Genomic DNA, 22,564 nt, shown 5'->3' with positions numbered 1-22,564 from the left:
AAACCAAAAATGAAAAAACGTTATTTAGGCTTGGTGGGGGTCGCTTGGTTATTCAGCAGTATGGCGATGGCGCTGACGCTGGACGAAGCCAAACAGCAGGGCCGGGTGGGCGAGACGCTCAGCGGCTATATTGCCCCGGTCAAGCAGGACGCCGAAACCCTGGCGCTGGTGAAAAATATTAACGCCGGACGTACCGAAAAATATCAGGAAGTGGCGGACGGCAACCATATCGCCATCGATGAAGTGGCGCGCATGGCCGGGCAGAAGCTGGTGACGCGTGCGCCTGCGGGAGAGTACGTGCGTGGCATTAACGGTCAGTGGTTGAAGAAATAAAAAAGCGCGCCGTTTGGCGCGCAGCGGTAATACAAATCTGGAATTTTTATGAGGGCAGTGCAGGTCTGAAAGGTATTAACGCAGATCGGTAGGGTTCGGCAGGGGCACATTACCCCTGCGAGAAGCATCAGGCGGCGACAACTTGCGCCAGCACGGCTTTGGCATCGGCCTGCGCTTTGGTTGCAACGTCCGGGCCATAGGCGATGCCTTCGGCGAAGACGAACTCAACGTCGGTGATGCCGATGAAGCCCAGGAACAGACGCAGGTAAGGTTCAACCAGATCGGTTGGCGTGCCTTTATGAATGCCGCCGCGGCTGGTCAGGATGATGGCGCGTTTGCCTTTCACCAGACCTTCCGGGCCGTTTTCGGTGTAACGGAAGGTCACGCCGGCACGGGCAATCAGGTCGAAATAGTTTTTCAGCTGAGTCGGGATGTTGAAGTTATACATCGGCGCCGCCATAACGATGGTGTCATTGGCCTGCAGCTCGGCAATCAGTTCGTCCGACAGCGCCAGCGCTTCTTGCTGACGTGGGGTCAGTGGCGTATCGGAAGGACGCAGTGCGCCAACCAGCTCGCCGTCGAGCACCGGGATTGGCTGTGCGGCCAGATCGCGAACGGTAATGGTGTCGTTGCCGTGGGTGTTGGCCCACTGTTCCACGAAGAAATCGGCCAGTTGGTTGGACTGAGAATAACCCGCCAGGATGCTTGATTTGAGAACCAATACTTTGCTCATCGGTAATTCCTTACGTTATGACAGTGACATCAGGACAACGCGTCCCTTGCATGCAGTACACTCTATTCACATTCTTCCAACAGTGATAGCGCAATATTTCGAGATCTTTGTTCGATTTTATTGAATGACCCAATGCCGCTTAAGCAGATGGATTATGGGGAAAAAGCGGCTTGTGATATTCTGAGCGGCTAAAGCTGAAAATGTGCTTACACATCATTAAACCGTTGCTAAACCTTGATACGGCAGCGATGAGACAAGGAATACCGAACGTGAAATCTCCGCTCGCGGCATCCACTGCCCAACTGGGCGAACTGATGCTCCGTGATCAACAACGCCTGCAACGTCGGTTGCAGGGCGCACGAAAAATCAAAAATCCCGATGCTCAGCAGGCGGCCGTCGCTGAAGTCGAAAGTGACATTGCGGCTGCGTTGCAGAAAGTGCAGGCGCGCGCCGCCTCTTGCCCGAAAATCACCTATCCGGAAAACCTGCCGGTCAGCCAGAAAAAGCAGGATATCCTGAACGCGATCCGTGACCATCAGGTAGTGATTGTCGCCGGGGAAACCGGTTCGGGGAAAACCACCCAGTTGCCGAAGATCTGCCTGGAGCTGGGGCGTGGGGTGAAGGGGCTGATCGGCCATACCCAGCCACGGCGCCTGGCGGCGCGCACCGTAGCAAACCGCATTGCCGATGAGCTGGAAACGCCGCTCGGCGGCAGCGTCGGTTATAAGGTGCGCTTTAACGATCAGGTCGGGGAAAATACGCTGGTCAAGCTGATGACCGACGGTATTTTGCTGGCGGAAATCCAGCAGGACCGGCTGCTGATGCAGTACGACACGCTGATTATCGATGAAGCGCACGAACGCAGCCTGAACATCGACTTTATCCTTGGTTATCTGCGCGAACTGTTGCCGAAACGCCCGGATCTGAAAGTCATCATTACCTCGGCAACCATCGATCCGCAGCGTTTTTCGCGCCATTTCAATCACGCGCCGATTATCGAAGTTTCCGGCCGCACTTATCCGGTCGAGGTGCGTTATCGCCCGGTGGTGGACGACGCCGAGGATACCGATCGCGATCAACTGCAGGCGATTTTCGACGCGGTGGATGAACTTGGTCGCGAAGGGCCCGGGGATATCCTGATCTTTATGAGCGGCGAGCGTGAAATTCGCGATACCGCCGATGCGTTGAACCGTCTTGATTTACCGCATACCGAAGTATTGCCGCTGTATGCGCGGCTATCGAACAGCGAACAAAACCGGGTGTTTCAGTCGCATCATGGCCGCCGCATTGTGTTGGCGACCAACGTGGCGGAAACCTCGCTGACGGTGCCGGGCATCAAGTATGTCATCGATCCGGGCACCGCACGCATCAGCCGCTACAGTTTCCGCACCAAGGTCCAACGCCTGCCGATCGAGCCGGTGTCGCAGGCTTCCGCCAACCAGCGTAAGGGCCGCTGTGGCCGCGTGTCGGACGGTATCTGTATCCGCCTGTACTCCGAACAGGATTTCCTGTCGCGGCCGGAGTTTACCGATCCGGAAATCCTGCGCACCAACCTGGCGTCGGTTATCTTGCAGATGACGTCGCTCGGGCTGGGGGATATCGCCGCATTCCCGTTTGTCGAAGCGCCGGACAAGCGCAATATTCTGGACGGCGTGCGCCTTTTGGAGGAGTTGGGAGCGATTAAAACGGCTGAAAACGGCCATTATCAGCTCACTCCGCAGGGCCGCCAACTGGCGCAGTTGCCTATCGATCCGCGTCTGGCGCGCATGGTGCTGGAAGCGCAAAAGAGCGGCAGCGTGCGTGAGGTGATGATCATCACTGCCGCGCTGTCGATCCAGGATCCGCGAGAGCGGCCGATGGACAAGCAGCAGGCGTCGGACGAGAAACACCGTCGCTTCGCCGATAAAGACTCGGACTTCCTGGCCTACGTTAACCTGTGGGACTACCTGAAAGAGCAGCAAAAAGAGCACTCCTCCGGCCAGTTCCGCCGGCTGTGCCGCAATGATTTCCTTAACTACCTGCGGGTGCGTGAATGGCAGGATATCTACACCCAACTGCGCCAGGTGGTGAAAGAGCTGGGGCTGCCGGTTAACAGCGAACCTTCCGATTACCGCAGCGTGCATACCGCGTTGCTCACCGGGTTGCTGTCGCACATTGGCCAGAAGGATGCCGACAAGCAAGAGTTCACCGGGGCCCGCAACGCCCGTTTCTCGATCTTCCCAGGCTCCGGCCTGTTCAAGAAGCCGCCGAAATGGACGATGGTGGCAGAACTGGTGGAAACCAGCCGCCTGTGGGGCCGCATCGCCGCGCGCATCGAACCTGAGTGGATTGAACCGCTGGCCCAGTATCTGGTGAAGCACAGTTACAGCGAACCTCACTGGTCCAAATCCCAGGGCGCGGTGATGGCCAGCGAAAAAGTGACGCTGTTTGGGCTGCCGATTGTCGCCGCGCGGCCGGTCAATTACAGCACTATTGATCCGCTGCTGTGCCGTGAGCTGTTTATCCGTCATGCACTGGTGGAAGGCGACTGGCAGACGCGGCATGCATTCTTCAGCGCCAACCTGAAGCTGCGCGCCGAGGTGGAAGAGCTGGAGCATAAATCGCGCCGCCGTGACATTCTGGTGGATGACGAGACTTTGTTCAGTTTCTACGACCAGCGCATTCCGAGCGATGTGGTGTCCGGGCGTCATTTTGACAACTGGTGGAAAACCGCCGGTAAACAAAAGCCGGACCTGCTCAGTTTTGAAAAAGAGATGCTGATCAAGGACGGCGCCAACAAGGTCAGCGCGCTGGACTACCCGAATGCCTGGCACCAGGGCAATCTCAAACTGCGCCTGACTTACCAGTTTGAACCTGGCACCGATGCCGATGGCGTCACGGTCCATATTCCTCTGCCTATTCTCAACCAGATTGAAGATCAGGGTTTCGAATGGCAGATCCCGGGGATTCGCCGTGAGTTGGTGATTGCGCTGATCAAGTCGCTACCGAAGCCGGTTCGCCGAAACTTTGTGCCGGCGCCGAACTACGCCGAGGCTTTCCTCGGGCGGGTGACCGCGCTGGAGCTGCCGCTGCTGGATGCGCTGGAGCGTGAATTGCGGCGCATGACTGGCGTGACGGTGTCACGAGACGACTGGCACTGGGATCAGGTGCCCGATCATCTTAAAATGACGTTCCGTGTGGTGGGTGAAAATCACAAAACCTTGCTCGAAGGCAAAGATCTGACGGCGCTGAAGCTGCAATTGAAGGACAAAGTGCAGGAGACGCTGTCGGCGGTGGCGGATGATGGGCTGGAACAAAGCAATTTGCATATCTGGAGCTTCGGCAAACTGCCCGAGTTTTATGAGCAGAAACGCGGCGGCTACTCGATGAAAGCCTATCCGGCGCTGGTGGATGAAAAAGACAGCGTGGCGATCCGCCTGTTCGACAGCGAGCAAGAGCAGCAACAGGCGATGTGGCAGGGTACGCGCCGCCTGTTGTTGCTGAATATCCCATCGCCAATCAAGTATCTCCATGAAAAACTGCCCAACAAAGCCAAGCTGGGGCTGTATTTTAACCCTTATGGCAAGGTGTTGGATCTGATCGACGATTGCATCTCGTGCGGTATCGACAAGCTGATCGCCGAACATGGCGGGCCGGTATGGCAGGAAGATAACTTCGCACGCTTGCAAGAGTTGGTGCGAGGCGAGCTGAATGAAACCGTGGTGGGGGTAGCCAAGCAGGTCGAGCAGATCCTGACCACGGTATTTAACATCAACAAGCGGCTGAAGGGCCGGGTGGACATGTCGTTGGCGCTGGCGCTCTCGGATATCAAAACCCAGCTTGGTGGCCTGATTTATCGCGGGTTCGTCACCAACAACGGCTGGAAGCGCCTGCCGGATACGCTGCGTTATTTGCAGGCGATTGAACGCCGGCTGGAGAAGCTGGCGATCGATCCGCACCGCGATCGCGCGCAGATGCTGCGGGTGGATCAGGTGCAGCAGGCGTGGCAACAGTGGCTGAACAAGCTGCCGCCGAAACGTCGGCAGGATGACGAGGTGAAAGAAGTGCGCTGGATGATCGAAGAGCTGCGCGTCAGCCTGTTCGCCCAGCAACTCGGCACGCCTTATCCGATTTCGGACAAACGTATCTTGCAGACTATCGAGCAGCTTTCGGCCTGACTAAGCGAGGGGTTCAGCATGCTGAACCCCCGTCGTTATTTTCCCGCAGCCAGCGCGTCCAGCGCATCGCGTATGCCGGTCACTGCCAACGCGCGGTTATCGGCGCGGTAACGGTCTTTGGCTGCCGGCGCGGAGCTTTGAATGGCGATCAACGACCAACCGTCGTTGGTTTTCAGCAGCAGGGGCGAACCGCTGTCGCCAGGCAGGGTATCGCACTGGTGCGATAGCACCCCCTGTTGCGCCCAACCCGTCACTTTACAGTTCTGGTGGCTGTAGAGATCGTCCAGATGATCTCCCGGGTAACCCGCTTGGGTAATCAGTCGTTTGGTCTGTTTCATCGCCAGAGTTAGCGCTTTGCTGTCGCCTTGCCACAGGGGCAGAGGTTTAATCGGCAGCGGTTTTTTATCCTTCAGGCGGATCAGCGCAAAGTCATAGGCTGCGGCAGCCGGCGGCACAATCCATCCCTCGCCGTCAGGCTTGAGCTTTTTCCCCAACTTGCGGTCGACCAGCGTTTCGATATTGTCGGTCTGGTATTTCCAGCTCTTATTGCCGGCAACAAAACGCAGGGCGATGGCCTTATCCAATTGGCCTGGCGGCGCCAGTACGCAATGGCCGGCGGTAAGCGCCAGATGGGGGGAAATCAGTGTGGCGGTGCACAAGTTGCCGCTGGCGGTTTCCACCTGGCCAATTGCCTGCCAGGGCCACCCCTCGGTTTCTGTGACTTTTATCCGATCATCCTTACCGAAAAATAAGCGGGTTTGCTCAGCCATCGACGCGTCGGATGGGCTGTCGGCCCGGGCTGAGAGGGAGAATGCGAGCGGGAATGAGCACAGCAACAGCAAAACGGTTATGCGCATAGATCTCTTGCCTGGCAAATACGAATCATCCATAAACACACGGAATGCTAACTATAGACTGATTTAGCTATTGTGTGGATGGGCAGTGATTGATTTTTCGATAATTTATAACCGGAGGACATCTGCGGCTACAAATAAAAGAAGGTGGCGACCAACCCGCACAGGATCAGGGCGACCAGAATGATTTCAAATAAGTAGCGGCGCAGCATTGATGAGAACCCCCGATGAAAAAACACCCGGCGAACCGGGTGTTGGACAAATCAATTCTGGACTGGTGAGGGGAGCCTCACATCAGATTGCTGTTACGCAGCTTTTTTATGGCTGGTTTTTTTGTGGTGTTTTTTTGCTGCCTGAGCTTTCTGAGCCGGGGCTTTTTTAGCGGTGGCTTTGTGATGCTTTTTAGCCGACTGCGCTTTTTGAACTGCCGCTTTCTTCGCGTGATGTTTTTTCACGTGAGTGGTTTTAGCCGGTGCAGCAGTAGTAGTGGTGGTCGCCGTCGCCGCAGGTGCGGTAGTGGTGGTGGCAGCGTCAGCAGCGAAGGCAACAGAAGACAGACCCATTGCAGCGGCAACAACCAGAGCTAATACTTTTTTCATAAAAGAATCCTCAAATTACTCGTCATGTATCAAGCCCACTGCGGGGCCGGTGTTAAGATAGTAGGCAAATGGCGGAATGCTTTCCGTGAGTGATTGGTTTCGGCGTGTAACCTAATGTACAAGCCGCAGGAGGTAGCCTGCAGCGGCGTGCCATAACGCAAAAAGGAACGGCAAATGAACGATATCGCGATCCGTCGCGGGCTCACAGAGCAGGGCGAAGTACCTATAGCCTATGAGGATTGGGGCAATATCGCACATCCACCGTTGCTGTTGATTATGGGCATTGGCGCGCAGATGCTGCTGTGGCCGGACGATTTCTGTCGCGCGTTGGTGGACAAAGGCTTTCGGGTGATCCGCTTCGATAACCGCGATGTCGGCCTGTCCGGCAAGACGCAGGGCAAGAGGTTGCAGCCCTTGTGGCTATTGATATTGCGCGCTCAACTGGGCTGGCAAACCCAAGTGCCGTATTCGTTGGAGGACATGGCGCAAGACGCGGTGCATTTGCTGGATCACCTGCAAATAGCGCAGGCTCACGTGCTGGGCGCCTCAATGGGCGGCATGATTGCTCAGGTGCTGGCGGCGGAATACCCGCAGCGGGTAAAGTCGCTGACCATCTTGTTTTCCAGCACCAACCAACCGTTATTGCCGCCGCCGGCACCTTCATTGCTGAAACTGTTGCTGCGGCGCCCGCCGGCAAATGCGACGCCGCAGCAGCGATGCCAGTCTTTGAAAGACGGATTGCGTGCGTTGGGTAGCCCGGCTTATCCGCTCGAGGAGGCGGAACTGGATATGCTGGTCAGGCGCTTATTAAAGCGGGGGATGGATGCCGAAGGCCTGCAACGGCAGTTGTCGGCGTTACTCGGCAGTGGTGACTTGCGTCGTTACAGCCACCGGATCACGGCACCGACGCTGGTGATCCACGGCAGTGCCGATCGTCTGGTGCGCAAAGCCGGTGGCGTTGCCGTCGCCAGAGCGATAGCCCATTCGCAACTGCAGGTCATCCCGAAGATGGGCCACGATCTGCCGCCTCAGTTGCGGCCGCAATTGATAGAGATGATCAGCGCACATGCCGCGCGGTAGCCTGGCCGGCAGAAATGCGCCAGCCTGTAGGGTTATTTTAGTTACAACATACATGTGGCGTATCACCAACCGCCACTCTGTGGCCAAGGTGTCGTAAGCAAGGAGAGTGCTCTATGGAAGGGCGTAGGGCTAAGCAGGAGGGAAAAGGCACGGTTTTACCCGTGCCAGGGGCATTACAGATAGCGGTTTTCCAGGTGTTGACGGAAATAGCGCGGGTTGAGCGTTTCACCGGTAGCCTTGGTGATCAGCTCATCAGTAGAGAAACGGCTACCGTGACGCCAGATATTCTGTTTCAGCCATTGGAATAACGGGGTCAGGTTACCTTCGGCGATGTCGCTGCTCAGCGAAGGCAGCGCTTCACGGACACTGTGGAACAGTTGCGCAGCGTACATCGCGCCCAACGTATAAGTCGGGAAGTAACCGAATGCGCCGTCGGTCCAATGAATATCCTGCATGCAGCCATTGCGGTAGTTACCGACCGTATCCAGGCCAAGGTAATCGCGCATTTTTTCGTTCCACAGCGCCGGGATGTCTTCCACTTCAATAGCGCCTTCGACCAGGGCTTTCTCGATTTCATAACGCAGGATCACATGCGCCGGGTAACTCACTTCGTCCGCATCCACGCGGATCAGGCCAGGTTTAACGCGTTGATTCAGGCGGATGAAGTTACTTTCTTCCAGCGCCGGTTGCTCACCGAACTGCTTGATAATCAACGGGCGCAGAATTTTCAGGAAATCGCTGCCACGCGCCAACTGCATTTCAAACAGCAGGCTTTGCGATTCGTGGATCGCGGTAGAACGCGCCTGAGCTACTGGTTGGCCCAGCCAATCACGCGGCAGGTTCTGCTCGTAACGCGCATGGCCGGCTTCGTGGATAATGCCGAGCAATGCGGTATGGAATTCCTTCTCATTGTAGCGGGTGGTGATACGAACATCTTCCGGCACACCGCCGCAGAAGGGGTGAGCGCTGACGTCCACGCGGCCACCGTCGAAGTTGAAACCGAGCAGTTTCATCACGCTCAGGCCCAGTTGACGCTGGGTATCGACCTGGAACGGCCCCTCGGGAATGAGGCAAGGCTCTTGGGCCTGCCGGGCCACCACTTTTTGCAGGAGATCGGGCAGCCAGGTTTTGAGATCGCCAAAAATACGGTCAATATCGCTGCTGCGCATGCCTGGCTCATACAGGTTGAGCAGGGCGTCATAGCGGCTTGAACCTGCAGCTTCAGCACGGATCTGCGCTTCCTGACGGGTCAGTTTGACCACTTCACGCAGGTTCTCCGAAAACCCTTCCCAATCGTTGGCGGGGCGCTGGGAGCGCCAGGCGTGTTCACAACGCGCACCAGCCAGCGATTTAGCCTCAACCAGCGACTCCGGCACCAGTACGGCGTTGTCATATTGGCGGCGCATTTCCAGCAAATTGGCCTGGTCAAAACCATCCAGCGTTTCCTGCTGCGCGCGTTCAAAGAGGCGGCCGGTATTTTCCGCCGTCAAAATCTGGTGTTGCAGCACGCTCAGTTCGGCCAGTGCTTCCGAGCGCGCTTTGTTTCCGCCCGGCGGCATCATGGTCTGCATATCCCAGCCGGCAATGGCGGACAGGTGGCCGAATCGCGATAGTCGGGTGAAAATGGCGCGCAGTTCGCGGTAGGCGGATGAAGGCGAATGTGCAGATGTCATTGTTTGGCTCCCTATTATTGTGAGCCGGATAACCTGATCGTTCAGAGTGTTGCGCTGACGGGGTTACACCGGGTCTGCTTTTAAATTGAAAGTGGGCTTCACTGGCCAGCAGAAGCGGAAGCTGGCGCCGCCGAGTGAGCTGGCGTCTACGTAAACCTGGCCCTGATAGGCGACGGCGATAGAGTGAACAATCGCCAGGCCCAGCCCGCAACCGCCGGTGGCGCGATCGCGGCTGGGATCCAGGCGCACGAAGGGTTCGAACACGCGTTCGCGTTCTTCAGGTGGAATGCCTGGCCCGTCGTCTTCTACCTGCAGGCAGGCTGCGTCGCCGTCAAACCACAGGCCGATACGCAGGCGCTGTTCGCTGTAGCGCAAGGCATTGTTCACCAGATTATCCAGAACCCGCTCCATCAGCCGTAAATCGACGCCGCCAAAATCGCCGGCATGCGGAATATCCAGCTGGATCTCGCGCTCCGGGTGAATCAGGCGCATATCCTCTACTTTGTCTTCCAGCCAGTTGGGCAGGTCGAGCGGTTCTATGTTCAGCGCCACCTGTGGACGATCCAGCCGCGCGTAGGTCAGCAGCTCGTCTATCAGCGATTCCAACTGACCGATATCGCGGTTGAGCGCCTGTTGTTCGCTATCTGAAAGGTTATCGCTCATCGCTAACCGGTAGCGCAGCCGCACCAGAGGGGTACGTAATTCATGGGCGATACCGTCAATCAACTGTTTTTTACTGGCAATCAGCGTATTGACGTTGTCCGCCATCTGGTTGAAAGCCACCCCGAGCCGATTCAGGCTCGAGGTCGGGTCAAAATGGGTGCGCTCATCCAGATGGCCTGCGCCGAGTCGTTGGGCGGCGTTCTCCAGCTTGAGCAAATCTTGCCAGTGCGGACGCATCCATAAAAATACCGGCAACGCCAGCGACATGCCGATAAACACCAGCAGCGCCAGATCCAGCAGCCGCATCTGATGCAGGTAGAACAGGTACGGAATGGGGCCGACCACCAACACGTAATGGCTGCGCGGGATGCGTTGCATAAAGGTGTATTGATCGTCGAGAGCGATGATTTCACCGAGGCGTAGACGTTTTTTCAGATCTTCACTCAGATCCTGTTTGCCGAGCGGTTCGATATGCAGCTTAAACGACAGGTTCAAGTCCAGCGTCGCGATGGTCTTATTCCAGTCTTTCAATGGAATTTCCCGCAGTTCGCTGCGCATCAGGTACAGCGAGCTTTTCATCAGGTCGTCCATTGACTGGCGACCGGCGCGTTCGGCTGTGACCTTGTACACCAGGCCCACCAACATCGCCATCACCAGAAAGCAGACGAACAGCAGCAGGAAGAACTGCACGAAAAGCTTTCTCATTGCTGTACGAACTCCCAGGCATTTGGTGCGAACAGATAACCTTTATTGCGCACGGTTTTGACGCGAAAAGGCTCCAGCGCATTGTCGTACAGCTTGCGGCGCAGACGGGAAATCGCCACGTCGATGCTTCGATCAAGGCCGTCGTAGCTCACGCCGCGCAAATTCTGCAACAGTGCCTCGCGGTCCATGATCTGCCCGGCGTGGGTGGCCAGCTCCCACAGCAGATCGAAATCCGAGGTGGAAAGGGTGATCACTTCTTCACTCAGCGTCACCTGGCGGTTAACCGGATCGATGCACAACAACCCGAAGTGCAGCGCATTGTGCTGGGTGATCGGTTGCGTTGACTCTTCCTTGGGGTGATTGCCATGCTGGCGCAGGTGTAAACGCAGCCGTGCCAGCAAAACCGCCGGCGGCGTGGTTTTCAGAATGTAATCGTTGGCACCCATTTCCAATGAAAGGATATGGTTCATATCGCTGTCGAGCGAAGTGAGCAGCACGATCGGCCCGGGGAAGGTCGGGCGCAAATCGCGGCACAGCGTCATGCCGTCTTTCCCGGGCAGCATAATGTCGAGCAGCACCAGGTCCGGCAGTTCTTGCTCTATGCGCGCTTGCGCACTGTCGCCACGCGGCTCAATCAACACTTCTATATCGTGCTTGCCCAAATAGGCGGCAATCAACTTGCCGACTTCAGGATCGTCTTCCACAAAAACAATTTTATGCATATTCAGCGGTTTTATAAGAATAACGGAGTTCAGCATAACGCGGGGGTCAGCGATACGCCATGCACATCTTTGCCTAGCGCAGAGGTCGTCCTCCGTCCACACCATGGGTGCGGCCGGTGACATAACGACTGTCCAGCAAATAATTGACCAGGTTGACCACTTCGCTCTCGCCCGGGGCGATTTTCATCAGCGATTTTGCCAGAGCCTGCTGACGATAAGGCTCATCATCGCCCGGATTGAAAATAATCAACGCCGGTGCGATGGCGTTGACCTTGACCTCCGGCGCCAGTTTACGGGCGAAAGAGCGTGTCATGTTGTCCAGCGCGGCTTTACTGGCAGCATAAGCGATATGCTTGTCGCTGCCTTTCTCCACCACATAATCGGTCAGGTGGATAATATCTGCGCCTGCCTGCCCTTGGCCAAGCAGACAGGGCTCCAGCAACTGATTGAGCAGGTAAGGGGTATAAACGTGGATTTGCAGCATCGCTGCCATAACCTGCTCTGGTGGCACCTCCGCAGATTCGGCCAACCAAGCGCTGGCGTTGTGGATCACTGCGCGCAATTTCGGTGCGACCTGTCGCACCCGCTCGGCAAAACGGTAAATGCCGTCGTGAGTCGAGAAATCGCCCTGAATGCACGTTGCTCCCAGTCTTTTCAGCTCGTTCAGTGCCGGGTAATCGCTGCGATAGGCAATGATCACGGGGATGTCACGCTGCAAGAATGACCTGGCCAACGCCAGCCCAATCCGGCGTGCGCCGCCGGTGATCAGCACCGGTGCGGAGTTGTGATGTTCCATTGATTAAAGCTCCTGGACAGACTGGCAAACAATAGGGGAATTATGCCATTATACGTCGGAAATTCGTTAAAGCTTCGCATCGATTATCCATTTCAGGATGTAATACACTGGCAATGAGAGGGAGGAAGGGATGAACAGCAGTCACCTTGCATCCGTCGCGCGCAGTGAGAAAATCTGTTTTGATTACATGGATTTTCTGTCCGCATCGTGCAAGAAGCACTGGCGCTTTGTTGATGCAATTTATGGCGTGATGCCATTTTTCGGCATGGTATTGAAATCTCAGGCTTGCGCCTCGCAAACGCGAAAAGAGCAGTTGAAGGAACTGGCGCTGCAGGTGGTATCCACCCAGGTCAGCGACGAAACCAATATCGTGCGCCTGATCGATCTGGCGCAGCAGCAGGGGCTGGCAGTGTTCGACATTAAACTGCCGTATGCGTTGGACCAACAGCAGTTGGCGGCCATTCAGCAAGAGTGCGTTGAGGGGATTATCATCTCTCAGATAGGGGAACGCATGACCATTACCTTGCGCGCATCCTAAGGTATTGACCGGGTGATTCCACCCGGACGTCCTTCACTACTGCAGCATAAACCAACCCGCCGGCACCGTAGCCACCAGCAACAGCAAAATGCTGCTTTTCTCCAGCTGATTCAGCAATTTGACATTCTCGTGCCCGCGTCGAGCATAGATAAACACCAGCAACCCCGGCGCATACAGTAACACCGACATCAACAGATGCATCAACCCTGATGCGTACAGCAGCCAAATACCGTACAGGCAGGCACCGGTGGCGGCGAACATCAGTCGTTTGTCCTGGCGGCGCAGCGCGACCTTGAACAGGAAGGCGCCGACCAGGAAGTAAGGCACCAGAATCATTTCCGAGGCGATAGTCAGCAACGAGTTATAGTTGCTGCCGGTCAGCCAGATCACCACCAGCGCGAATTGCACCGCGATATTGGTCAGCCATAACGAAGCCGAAGGCGCGTGATTCTTGTTCTGCTTGCGGAATATTTTAGGAAAAGCGCCGTGCTGGGCGGCCAGCAGCGGCACTTCAGCGGCCATAATCGTCCAGCTCAAATAAGCGCCGCATACGGACACGATCAGGCCGGCGGCGATAATCACATCCCCCCAGGGGCCAATCAGATCGACCATCAGCACCGCCATCGAGGGGTTACGCATCCCGGCCACTTCACTGCGCGGCACCACTCCCAGCGACAGCAGCGTCACCATCAGGTAAACCGCCAGCGCGGAGAGCACCGCCAACATGGTTGCACGGCCTACATCTTTTTTATTGCGTGCTCGCGCGGAAACCACCACCGCGCCTTCCACGCCGATAAACACCCACAGAGTAATCAGCATGGTGTTTTTTACCTGTTCCCACACCGGTTTGCCGAGCGCGACGCCGTGGAAATCCAGGGTAAATACGTCCATTTTGAACGCGATAGCCGCCAAGACGGCAAACAGGCCAAGCGGCAAAAGCTTGGCCAATGTTGCCGCCAGGTTGATACTGGCCGCGGTTTGCACCCCACGCAGCACCAGCGCATGCACGATCCACAGCAGCAACGATTCCGCCAATAGCGCCTGCCAGGTATTGCCGTCACCCAAAATGACATCGCCGCCGCGATCGGTAAATAAGCTCAGTGCGGCAAACACGATTACCAGATAGGAGACGTTGGCGATCACCGCACATAGCCAATATCCCCATGCGGAGCAGAAGCCCACCAGCTCGCCAAAGCCTTCTTTCGCATAGGTGAAAATCCCGCCGTCCAGATCGGGTCGCAGGCGGGTGAGCAACAGCATGGCAAAAGCCAGAAACAGGATGCCGACGCCGGTGATCGCCCAACCCAGCAGCAGGGCGGCCGGGCTGGCGACTTGCGCCATGTTTTGCGGCAGGCTGAAAACCCCGGCGCCCAGCATGGAACTGAGCACCAATGCGGTTAACGCGGTAAGACCTAGTTTTTTTTCCAATGACGGATCCTGAGCGCAGAATAAACAACTGTTAGATAACTGATTGGCAGTAACAACGTAATGACAATTACTGAACAAATAGATAATAGCCCTAAAAACAGGCGCAAATTCTACGGATGGATCGTTGCCGATGCAATGATTGAATATGCGGAATTTACAAAAAATTATTCAACCGACGCGGGGGGCTAATCGGCAAAAAAACGGGCAGCCCAATGGCTGCCCGAGAGTAAACCGCGAAGTGAAACTTATTTGAACAGATCGGCGCTCACGGTCAGGTTGCCGCCACTCTTGTTCTGCCACTGACGAGTCACGTGGTAGAACTTGGCACCTTTCGCAGCGGCACGCTTCGCCACTTCGGTGGAAATGTCCGTCATGCTGTTGAAGTGACCGGTGAAGGTCACGGAATCAAACGGCACCATCTGCGCGGCGGTGACGTTGTTCACTTCCTGGATTTTGGTGCCGTTCGGCAGCGTGACGGTATAGCGTTGGCCGGTAGAAGACTGGGTTTCGAAGAAACGGCCTACGTCACGGCTTGGCGAACCTGAAGAAGCCACGCCCGGGATTTCAACCTGGGCGGCGGCAGCGCCACCGGCGGCCAATGCAGCTTTGCCGGCTTCAGAGTCGGCAGGAATGGCATCCGGGCTCTGGACCACGCGCTTAGGCGCATCGGCTTTATAGATGTAGGCGGTGATGAACTGGTTACCACCCTGGTTAGCATCAACCTGACGGACAATAAAGAATGAGGCAGCGCCTTTCTTTTTCGCTTCTTTGGTGATGGCGTCGTTGATGTCCGGCTGGCTGCGGTAGAAACCGCTGACGGTTACCGTATCGTAAGGCTCAAGCAGGTACGCCTGTTCTTTCGGTAATTCGGTCACGCCGTTAATGACGCGGTACTTAGGCTCTTTGCTCACTTCTGCCGCGTCTTTATGATAAAGATCTGCGGTGACGCGCCAGTTGCCGCCATTGTTGCTGTTATTGCTGTCCTGGATGTAGAAGGAATCTGCGCCCAGTTTGTCTGCACGGCGGGATACGGCCTCAACGGCTTCATTGATGGCATTAAAGCGGCCGGTAATAGTGATGCGATCAAACGGCTTCAGCGCCGCTGCTTTTTCAGGAGTTAACTCAAGTGCCGCATGAGCAGACAGCGCAGTGAGTGATAACAAGGCTGATGCGATGATCGTGTTCTTCAGCTTCATAAAAAATCCTTTCGCCAAGCGCATTAACGTTTATAACGTGCTGAACTGTTTATGGGTAATTCAGCCGCCGATTATTACATGTAATCTCGACAAGTGTCTCAGCATTTTATGTCATCGCATGAGACAAATCCCATGAAGGATTGTTTACGCCATTTGCTGCGTAATCGCCATAAGTTTCAATAATAAAGCCTTTGATGACATAAGTGTTAATTATTCACAATTTTATAACTTTCATTCATTCTGGCCGCGTGGGGCGGATATCTTCAGGTAAGCGTTCGTCACAAATCTGCAGCAAAAACGGCGGTGCGCACGGCTTTTTAACTTAAAATTGCGATTTGTCATGTCGTTGTCTGAATTTTTATGTAAAAACAGGCGTGAATGCGTAAGCAATTATGGATCATCGATCATATTTTCAGTAGGTTATAGATGGTGCCTTAATTCGATGCCGACAAGTCACTCTGTGGCTTTCAAATTGCAGCCAATAACGCACAGTCTTGAAAGACGACGGGGCGAGATGTCAGCCGGCGCTACTGCTATGGGTAGGAAGATAATAAACATCATCAAAGACAGGTGAGAAGGGAACATTATGCGTATTGGTGTACCAAGAGAACGGTTGGCCAATGAAGCCCGGGTTGCAGCAACGCCGAAAACGGTGGAACAACTGCTGAAGCTGGGCTTTACCGTCGCTGTCGAAAGCGACGCGGGTAAACTGGCAAGCTTTGACAATGCGGCTTATGAAACCGCAGGGGCGACGATTACCGATACTGCCGACGTTTGGCAATCGGATCTGATTTTGAAAGTTAACGCGCCACAAGAGGACGAGATCGCGTTAATGCGTGAGGGCAGTACGCTGGTCAGTTTTATCTGGCCGGCGCAAAACCCGGAGCTTATCGAAAAACTGGCTGCACGCAACGTCACCGCGATAGCGATGGATTCGGTGCCGCGTATTTCCCGCGCGCAGTCGATGGATGCGCTCAGCTCGATGGCCAATATCGCCGGTTACCGCGCGATTGTTGAAGCGGCACACGAGTTTGGCCGTTTCTTCACCGGCCAGATCACCGCAGCCGGCAAGGTTCCACCGGCGAAAGTGATGATCATCGGTGCTGGCGTCGCGGGTTTGGCGGCGATTGGCGCGGCAGGTAGCTTGGGGGCGATCGTGCGTGCCTTCGACACCCGCCCGGAAGTAAAAGAGCAAGTGCAGAGCATGGGCGCAGAATTCCTCGAGTTGGACTTTGAGGAAGAGGCGGGCAGCGGCGACGGTTACGCCAAAGTGATGTCGGAAGCCTTTATCAAGGCTGAGATGGCGTTGTTTGCCGCCCAGGCGGCAGAGGTCGACATTATTGTCACCACCGCGCTGATCCCGGGTAAACCTGCGCCAAAGCTTATTACTAAAGAGATGGTGGCTTCGATGAAGCCGGGCAGCGTGATCGTCGATCTGGCGGCGCAAAACGGCGGCAACTGCGAGTTGACCGTGGCCGACCGCGTGACCGTCACTGACAATGGCGTAAAAATCATTGGCTATACCGATCTGCCAAGCCGCTTGCCGACCCAGTCTTCGCAGCTTTACGGCACTAACCTGGTTAATTTGCTGAAATTGCTGACGAAAGAGAAAAACGGCGAAATCGATATCGATTTCGAGGACACCGTGATCCGTGGCGTCACCGTGGTGCGCAGCGGCGAGGTGACCTGGCCTGCTCCGCCAATCCAGGTTTCCGCACAGCCGAAGCAGGCGCAAGCGGCGGCACCGATCGCTAAACCGGCGGCGAAACCGGTTTCACCTTGGCTGAAATACGGGCTGATCGCGCTGGCGATTATTCTGTTCGGCTGGCTGGCTAACGCCGCGCCAAAAGAGTTCCTGTCTCACTTTACCGTGTTTGCGCTGGCCTGCGTGGTGGGTTACTACGTGGTTTGGAACGTCAGCCATGCATTGCATACCCCGTTGATGTCGGTCACCAATGCGATCTCAGGGATTATCGTGGTCGGTGCGTTATTGCAAATTGGTCACGGCGGCTGGGTGAGTTTCCTCTCCTTCATCGCCGTGCTGATTGCCAGCATCAATATTTTTGGTGGATTCACCGTCACTCAGCGCATGCTGAAGATGTTCCGCAAGAACTAAGGGGTAGCACATGTCTGGAGGATTAGTTACAGCTGCATACATTGTTGCCGCTATTTTGTTTATTTGCAGCCTGGCCGGTCTGTCGCGCCATGAAACGTCGAAGCAGGGCAACCTGTTTGGCATCGCCGGGATGGCAATTGCGTTGATTGCCACCATCCTCGGGCCGGATTCCGGCAACGTGGGTTGGATCATCATTGCGATGATTATCGGTGGTTCCATCGGCGTCTATCTGGCGAAAAAAGTCGAAATGACCGAAATGCCGGAGTTGGTGGCGGTGTTGCACAGTTTCGTTGGCCTGGCGGCGGTGTTGGTGGGCCTGAACAGCTACCTGGATCACGGCGCGTCGATGGAGCCGGTGATGGAGAATATCCATCTGACCGAAGTGTTCCTCGGCATCTTTATCGGTGCGGTCACCTTCACCGGTTCGATTGTCGCTTTCGGTAAACTGCGTGGCATCATCTCATCCAAACCGCTGGCATTGCCGAATCGCCACAAGATGAACCTGGCGGCACTGGTGATCTCCTTCCTGCTGTTGGTCGTTTTCGTTCGTACCGACAGCGTGGGCTGGCAGGCGGTGGCGTTGGTGCTGATGACCGCGATTGCGCTGGCCTTCGGTTGGCATCTGGTTGCCTCTATCGGCGGTGCCGACATGCCGGTAGTCGTGTCGATGCTCAACTCCTATTCGGGCTGGGCGGCCGCCGCTGCGGGCTTTATGTTGAGCAACGATCTGCTGATCGTTACCGGTGCGTTGGTGGGTTCCTCGGGCGCCATCCTGTCTTACATTATGTGTAAGGCGATGAACCGTTCGTTTATCAGCGTGATCGCCGGCGGTTTCGGTACCGATGGTTCCTCGACCGGCAATGCGGAAGAAATGGGCGAATATCGTGAAACCACGGCGGAAGAGGTGGCCGAGCAACTGAAGAATTCCACTTCGGTGATCATCACCCCAGGCTATGGCATGGCGGTCGCGCAGGCACAATATCCGGTGGCGGAAATCACCGAAAAACTGCGCGCGCGCGGCATCAAAGTGCGTTTCGGCATTCACCCGGTTGCCGGGCGTTTACCGGGCCACATGAACGTGCTGCTGGCGGAAGCCAGGGTGCCGTACGACGTGGTGCTGGAGATGGACGAAATCAACGAAGATTTCCCGGATACCGATACCGTGCTGGTGATCGGCGCCAACGACACGGTGAACCCGGCCGCGCTGGAGGATCCGCGCAGCCCGATCGCCGGCATGCCGGTGCTGGAAGTGTGGAAAGCGCAAAACGTGATTGCTTTTAAACGTTCGATGAACACCGGTTACGCCGGCGTGCAGAACCCGCTGTTCTTCAAAGAGAACACCCAGATGCTGTTTGGCGATGCCAAAGAGAGTGTGGAAGCGATACTGAGAGCGTTGCAGGCTTAACCGCAGCCAATAAAAACACGGGCCTTAATTGGCCCGTGTTTTTTTATGCCCGAAAATCAGTCCTCGTCGTCGTGTTCATCGTCTTCATCGACTTCGATGGGGCAGTTGAAGTTTTCCGGCTTAATCACCAGCAGATCGCATTTCAGATGGTCGATCACATGTTCTGCCGTGTTGCCGATAAACGCCGCCGAAATACCGGTGCGGCCTAATGTCCCCAACACCACCACGCCCGCCTGCAAGTGTTCGGCCAAATCCGGGATCACCTCTTCCGGCAGGCCTTTTTCAACGTGGGTGAACTCTTCGTTAATACAGAACTTCTGCCTTAATGCCTTCATGGCGATCAGATGCTGCCCGCGAATGGCGTCGTTATAGACGCTGGGATCAAAATCAGGCAGTTCAATGGCGATATTGATAGGGGTAACAGGGTAGGCTCCGACCAGATGCACTTCCGTCTGGTTGACGTTTTGCGCCAGTTCGACGGTTTCCTGCACCAGCTTGATGTTCAGCGGATCGTGATAGGGTTCTTCGCTGGCCAGATTGACGGCGACCACCGCCTTGCCGCCTTCCGGCCAGGGTTGATCTTTGACCATCCACACCGGGCACGGACATTTGCGTAACAGATGCCAGTCGGTCGGGGTGAAAATGACCGATTCCAGCCGGTCGTGCTGATGTGCCATTTTCAGCAGCAAATCATGCTTGGCGGTGATCACTTCCTGAATGATTGCCTCAAAAGGGCGGTTATGCCAGACCACTTTGATTTCAATAGGAACGCCTTCGTCGAGGTAAAAACGGCATTGCTCGTTAATCCACGCGGCGCGTTGGCTGATAACGCCTTGCCGCATCGCCGTCCGTTCGTCGGGGGAGAGCAGGGTCGTCATCTCGTAAGAGAAGTCATAGATAGGAAGAAAGGCTTTGATACGCCCGCCGTTCCGTTTTATCAGGTAAACCGCCCGACGCAGCGCCGGTTGATCGTCCTGATTGGGGTCAATAGCCACCAGAAGATTCTGATACTTCGCCATAGGGCCTCCTTACAGCTGAAAATCAACAGTCTGTTAATTTACAGAGTAACCCAACATTGAAAATCAGAACAGCGGCAGAGATGAGTCGGGTCAATAATTCCGCAGAATTATTGACCCGGCATGGGATCAGGCGTTTACGGTCACGTTGATGCGAGGCGTGCCGGCCAACACCGACAGGGCGTCGACGTTTTCGATGGTGATGTATTTGCCTTTGACGCTGAGGATTTCGCTTTTCTGGAAGCGGCCCAGCAGGCGGCTGATGGTCTCAACGGTCAGACCAAGATAGTTGCCGATGTCGCCACGGGTCATGGTCAGACGGAATTCACGCGGTGAGAAGCCCCGTTCCGCAAAGCGGCGCGACAGGTTGTAGACGAACGCCGCCAGGCGCTCTTCGGCATTTTTCTTCGACAGCAGCAGGATCATATCCTGGTCGCCTTTAATCTCGCCGCTCATCAAACGCATAATTTGCTGGCGCAGGTTAGGCATTTTACCGGAAAGGTCGTCCAGGGTTTCAAACGGGATCTCGCAGACCATTGCGGTTTCCAGAGCCTGAGCGAAGCTTGGATGCTTCAGGCCGCCAATGGCGTCAAAACCGACCAGATCGCCTGCCAGATGGAAGCCGGTGATTTGTTCGTCACCCTGTTCGGTAATGGTGTAGCTCTTGATGGTCCCGGAGCGGATAGCGTACAAGGATTTCAGTTCATCGCCGGCCTTAAACAGGGTCTGCCCCTTCTGGATAGGCTTTTTCCTTTCGATAATGTTGTCGAGCTGGTCCAGCTCATGAGCATTAAGAGTAAAAGGAATGCACAGCTGGCTGATGCTGCAGTCCTGACAATGGATCGCACAACCACCAGACTGGATACGACGAATCACGCGTTTTTCCGGGATCATAGATTACGCTCATTCAATAATTGATATGCGTCAATTTTAACATCTTTTGTTGCAGGTGATAAGGGTAGCGTTAACATGAAGAGGGGCATTGTGTGCGAATTTTGTTCGCTTATGCCGATGATTATCCTGTAGCTGACTGAAATTTTTTGATTTGTTTATAACTTACGTGAATGGCTTGCAGGCGCAGCCGCCGTTTATGTCCCGTCAGAGACCGCAAATTACGCAAGGTTTTTTAGCATAAGGAATCTTTTACTCTCGGCATCCCCAGCCATTGGGTGACGCATTTTAGCGGCCGGAACTTGCGACATTGCCTGCTACGATCCGGCCCATCCGTTTCCCCAACAATGCCAGAGCGCACCGGCGAATTATTAGAGCAAATCTTTCTGCAAATAGCCTTCGTGCTTCAGCAGCCACTGTTTGCGCTGCACACCGCCGGCGTAACCGGTCAATGCACCCTGCGAACCAATCACCCGGTGGCAAGGCACCACAATGCTGATCGGATTGGAGCCATTGGCCATGCCGACCGCGCGGGAGGCGGTTGGGCGCCCGATGCGTTTCGCCAGTTCGCCATAGGTAATGATCTCGCCGCAGGGGATCTGACGCAGTTGCTGCCAGACGGTGCGCTGGAACTCAGTGCCTGCGGTCATCACCGGCAGGTCGTCTATCACCGTCAGCTCACCAGCAAAATACCGTTGCATGACGTCGGTCAGGCCACCGGGGTTACGCTTTTCCTGCAGTTGGAAACGGTCGGCGCGGTAATGGGTATTCATCAGCTTCATCAGGCGCACTTCGTGCTCGGTCCAGTCGATAGCGCGCAAACGGTCCTGTTCGTCGGCAATCAGCACCAGTTCGCCAACCGGCGTCGCCATACGATCAATAAAAAAGGTCTGCATTTTGATCACTCCTCACGTTTGATGGGGAGATTATTGCACGAAATGCGACGGTGCGATGGCGGATTTCGGACATGAAGATGGATGGGCAATGATGTCTTGCCCATCGCGGGGATGAGAGTAGAGGCTCGGGTGAAAGCATCAATGATGCGTTCCAATTTATAACGTTAACTTACAATTTGTACGCAGTTTTTTTATTGCTTTCCCTTGGTGGCTATTGATGCTTTTCCAGGGTCAGTTATAACTCAGTGTTACTCTCTGCATGTCAGGATTATTGTTTATTTTTTCGATGGTGGCGTCGGAAATTAATTCCGATGACATTGCGCTTAGCGGCATGGTGATATAACCGAAGCGGCTGTCGGCGGTTTTTCGGTAGCAGGATGAAACGAACTGGCCGTCATCCCGTCTAATTTCACAAGTGGGCGCAGCTATTTTACCCGCAAAATAGAGGGTGCCGGATGGGCTGACATTGCTGGCTTCCTGGGCTGCGTGCAAGGTTGCCGGTAACAAGGTGAACAGTACCAGTGCGATTAGAGAATGAGACATGATTAATTCCTCGATTAGAATAAATTATGCCAACCATAAAAAAGTTAAAAAATATAATGGCTGCTATCAAAGAATAAATGCTCAGCATCTCAGGCTGGGAAATGGCTTAGGTAGTATTCTTATACTCCATACCAATTAACTTGATAATAGAGCGAGGGGTAAGGTAATGCCATGATGTAGATCATAGTGAAGCCGGGTTAATGATTTTGTGGTTGGCCGT

The 22,564-nt window shown here is 55.3% G+C and carries 19 protein-coding genes; 6 read left to right on the top strand and 13 right to left on the bottom strand.

What is annotated here, in order from left to right:
• Positions 1–9 precede the first annotated feature (9 nt).
• The gene (locus ACUTQW_RS06315; RefSeq protein WP_004945028.1) at positions 10–333 is read left to right on the top strand and encodes a YdbL family protein; all 324 of its coding nucleotides are present in this window, start codon (positions 10–12) and stop codon (positions 331–333) included.
• A 127-nt stretch (positions 334–460) separates the two neighbouring features.
• On the opposite strand, the gene azoR is transcribed toward ACUTQW_RS06315, so the two are convergent.
• Positions 461–1,066, bottom strand: coding sequence for an FMN-dependent NADH-azoreductase (azoR, locus tag ACUTQW_RS06310; protein ID WP_004945026.1), 606 nt, complete (start codon positions 1,064–1,066; stop codon positions 461–463).
• Positions 1,067–1,335: 269 nt separating this feature from the next.
• Between azoR and hrpA the strand changes: the two genes are divergently transcribed.
• Complete coding sequence (gene hrpA / locus ACUTQW_RS06305; RefSeq protein ID WP_081275697.1) at positions 1,336–5,223, top strand: ATP-dependent RNA helicase HrpA; 3,888 nt, start codon at positions 1,336–1,338, stop codon at positions 5,221–5,223.
• A 35-nt stretch (positions 5,224–5,258) separates the two neighbouring features.
• Here the strand turns inward: hrpA and ACUTQW_RS06300 are convergent, their stop codons facing one another.
• Both ACUTQW_RS06300 and asr read right to left on the bottom strand, forming a co-directional pair.
• Entirely contained in the window at positions 5,259–6,080 is an 822-nt protein-coding gene (locus ACUTQW_RS06300; RefSeq protein WP_006325633.1) for a trypsin-like serine peptidase, read from the bottom strand.
• A 302-nt stretch (positions 6,081–6,382) separates the two neighbouring features.
• Positions 6,383–6,676, bottom strand: a complete 294-nt coding sequence (gene asr, locus ACUTQW_RS06295) for an acid resistance repetitive basic protein Asr (protein ID WP_004945019.1) — start codon at positions 6,674–6,676, stop codon at positions 6,383–6,385.
• Positions 6,677–6,850: 174 nt separating this feature from the next.
• Between asr and ACUTQW_RS06290 the strand changes: the two genes are divergently transcribed.
• Positions 6,851–7,756 carry an alpha/beta fold hydrolase gene (locus ACUTQW_RS06290; protein WP_006325632.1) on the top strand — a complete coding sequence of 302 codons (906 nt, stop codon included), beginning with the start codon at positions 6,851–6,853 and terminating at the stop codon, positions 7,754–7,756.
• Between the two features lie 173 nt (positions 7,757–7,929).
• Here ACUTQW_RS06290 and ACUTQW_RS06285 read toward each other — a convergent pair whose 3' ends face one another.
• The 4 genes from ACUTQW_RS06285 to folM form a co-directional block, all read right to left on the bottom strand.
• Positions 7,930–9,429 carry a carboxypeptidase M32 gene (locus ACUTQW_RS06285; RefSeq protein ID WP_445654823.1) on the bottom strand — a complete coding sequence of 500 codons (1,500 nt, stop codon included), beginning with the start codon at positions 9,427–9,429 and terminating at the stop codon, positions 7,930–7,932.
• Between the two features lie 63 nt (positions 9,430–9,492).
• Entirely contained in the window at positions 9,493–10,797 is a 1,305-nt protein-coding gene (gene rstB / locus ACUTQW_RS06280; RefSeq protein WP_004945012.1) for a two-component system sensor histidine kinase RstB, read from the bottom strand.
• Entirely contained in the window at positions 10,794–11,519 is a 726-nt protein-coding gene (gene rstA / locus ACUTQW_RS06275; RefSeq protein WP_006325627.1) for a two-component system response regulator RstA, read from the bottom strand. Before rstA ends, rstB begins: the two co-directional genes overlap by 4 nt.
• A 73-nt stretch (positions 11,520–11,592) precedes the next feature.
• Positions 11,593–12,315 (bottom strand): dihydromonapterin reductase, encoded by a 723-nt coding sequence (folM, locus tag ACUTQW_RS06270; RefSeq protein ID WP_006325626.1) that lies wholly within the window; start codon positions 12,313–12,315, stop codon positions 11,593–11,595.
• 130 nt (positions 12,316–12,445) lie between these two features.
• Between folM and ACUTQW_RS06265 the strand changes: the two genes are divergently transcribed.
• The gene (locus ACUTQW_RS06265) at positions 12,446–12,853 is read left to right on the top strand and encodes a hypothetical protein (RefSeq protein WP_006325625.1); all 408 of its coding nucleotides are present in this window, start codon (positions 12,446–12,448) and stop codon (positions 12,851–12,853) included.
• A 36-nt stretch (positions 12,854–12,889) separates the two neighbouring features.
• On the opposite strand, the gene ACUTQW_RS06260 is transcribed toward ACUTQW_RS06265, so the two are convergent.
• Positions 12,890–14,281 carry an amino acid permease gene (locus ACUTQW_RS06260; protein WP_006325624.1) on the bottom strand — a complete coding sequence of 464 codons (1,392 nt, stop codon included), beginning with the start codon at positions 14,279–14,281 and terminating at the stop codon, positions 12,890–12,892.
• A gap of 245 nt (positions 14,282–14,526) precedes the next feature.
• Positions 14,527–15,477, bottom strand: coding sequence for a DUF1471 family protein YdgH (gene ydgH, locus ACUTQW_RS06255; protein ID WP_004944994.1), 951 nt, complete (start codon positions 15,475–15,477; stop codon positions 14,527–14,529).
• Between the two features lie 586 nt (positions 15,478–16,063).
• On the opposite strand from ydgH, the gene pntA reads away from it, so the two are divergent.
• Both pntA and pntB read left to right on the top strand, forming a co-directional pair.
• Entirely contained in the window at positions 16,064–17,593 is a 1,530-nt protein-coding gene (gene pntA / locus ACUTQW_RS06250; RefSeq protein ID WP_006325619.1) for a Re/Si-specific NAD(P)(+) transhydrogenase subunit alpha, read from the top strand.
• Between the two features lie 10 nt (positions 17,594–17,603).
• Positions 17,604–18,998, top strand: a complete 1,395-nt coding sequence (pntB, locus tag ACUTQW_RS06245; protein ID WP_006325618.1) for a Re/Si-specific NAD(P)(+) transhydrogenase subunit beta — start codon at positions 17,604–17,606, stop codon at positions 18,996–18,998.
• Positions 18,999–19,054: 56 nt separating this feature from the next.
• On the opposite strand, the gene uspE is transcribed toward pntB, so the two are convergent.
• The 4 genes from uspE to ACUTQW_RS06225 form a co-directional block, all read right to left on the bottom strand.
• Positions 19,055–20,017: a universal stress protein UspE gene (gene uspE / locus ACUTQW_RS06240; RefSeq protein WP_006325617.1), complete on the bottom strand. Its 963-nt coding sequence runs from the start codon at positions 20,015–20,017 to the stop codon at positions 19,055–19,057.
• A 126-nt stretch (positions 20,018–20,143) separates the two neighbouring features.
• Positions 20,144–20,908 (bottom strand): FNR family transcription factor, encoded by a 765-nt coding sequence (locus ACUTQW_RS06235; protein ID WP_004944979.1) that lies wholly within the window; start codon positions 20,906–20,908, stop codon positions 20,144–20,146.
• 368 nt (positions 20,909–21,276) lie between these two features.
• On the bottom strand, positions 21,277–21,801 hold the full coding sequence (gene ogt, locus ACUTQW_RS06230; RefSeq protein WP_006325616.1) for a methylated-DNA--[protein]-cysteine S-methyltransferase: 525 nt from the start codon (positions 21,799–21,801) through the stop codon (positions 21,277–21,279).
• A gap of 231 nt (positions 21,802–22,032) precedes the next feature.
• On the bottom strand, positions 22,033–22,344 hold the full coding sequence (locus ACUTQW_RS06225) for a hypothetical protein (protein WP_006325615.1): 312 nt from the start codon (positions 22,342–22,344) through the stop codon (positions 22,033–22,035).
• Positions 22,345–22,564: the final 220 nt, after the last annotated feature.

This window comes from Serratia sp. TSA_7 (assembly GCF_052692135.1).
Note: the sequence above shows the minus strand (reverse complement) of the source record. Positions and strands in the feature narration are given on the sequence as shown.